Consider the following 1,473-nt stretch of genomic DNA (forward strand, 5'->3'; position numbering starts at 1 on the left):
AACCTGCCCATGGCTAGATCACTCCGCTTCGGGTCTAGAACATGCGACTAAAGACGCCCTCTTCAGACTCGCTTTCGCTACGGCTACCCCACACGGGTTAACCTCGCCACATGCCACTAACTCGCAGGCTCATTCTTCAAAAGGCACGCCATCACCCCAACAAGGAGGCTCTGACGGATTGTAGGCGAACGGTTTCAGGTACTATTTCACTCCCCTCCCGGGGTACTTTTCACCATTCCCTCACGGTACTTGTCCGCTATCGGTCACCAGGAAGTATTCAGCCTTACCAGGTGGTCCTGGCAGATTCACGGCAGATTACAGGAGTCCGCCGCTACTCGGGAACACCACAAGGAGGTCACACATTTTCGTCTACCGGGCTCTCACCGTCTACGGCCGACTTTCCCACGTCGTTCGACTAACATGCAACTTTATAACTCCTCACCACACTGTCAGATATGATAAGTGGGTCCCACAACCCCCATGACGTAACCCCTGACAGGTATCACACGCCACAAGTTTAGGCTAGATCCGCTTTCGCTCGCCACTACTCACGGAATCACTGTTGTTTTCTCTTCCTACGGGTACTGAGATGTTTCACTTCCCCGCGTTCCCCCCATACACCCTATGAATTCAGATGCAGGTGACACCACATGACTGATGTCAGGTTTCCCCATTCGGACACCCTGGGATCACAGCTTGGTTGACAGCTCCCCCAGGCCTATCGCGGCCTCCCACGTCCTTCATCGGCTCCTGGTGCCAAGGCATCCACCGTTCGCCCTTGACAACTTAACCTACAGAAAACAAGATGCTCGCGTCCACTGTGCAATTCTCAACCAACAACCAACCCACAACCCCACAGTTCCACACCAAACCTTGGCGCCGTCACCGGCTCCCTCAAGTGGTATGCGAAACCAGGCCATGCCTGGACAGTTCCGAAACAACAACCGAAGTTGTTCTTTCAGGACCCAACAGGGTGCTAATCATTCCTCCCAGCCGCACCGACCACCGTTTCCGCCAAGAAGTCGAAACCTCTCGTGTACTCCGCTAGCCGGCCGTTGCCGATCAGAACTCGCCAGTGTCTCCGCCTGTGAGCACCCCACCACCACATACGGGCGGTGTGGGCTACTGGACAACTTTCGTCGTCTAGTGGCTCCTTAGAAAGGAGGTGATCCAGCCGCACCTTCCGGTACGGCTACCTTGTTACGACTTCGTCCCAATCGCCAGCCCCACCTTCGACCACTCCCTCCCCTTGCGGGGTTAGGCCATGGGCTTCGGGTGTTGCCGACTTTCGTGACGTGACGGGCGGTGTGTACAAGGCCCGGGAACGTATTCACCGCAGCGTTGCTGATCTGCGATTACTAGCGACTCCGACTTCACGGGGTCGAGTTGCAGACCCCGATCCGAACTGAGACCGGCTTTTTGGGATTCGCTCCACCTTACGGCATCGCAGCCCTTTGTACCGGCCATTGTAGC

2 rRNA genes are annotated in these 1,473 nt (G+C 56.2%); both read right to left on the reverse strand.

The window, feature by feature from the left end:
- Positions 1-792 (reverse strand): 23S ribosomal RNA (locus DMB66_RS60790); the annotation flags it as partial.
- A 366-nt stretch (positions 793-1,158) separates the two neighbouring features.
- Positions 1,159-1,473: ribosomal RNA gene (locus DMB66_RS60795) — 16S ribosomal RNA — on the reverse strand; the annotation flags it as partial.

The organism is Actinoplanes sp. ATCC 53533, assembly GCF_003947245.1.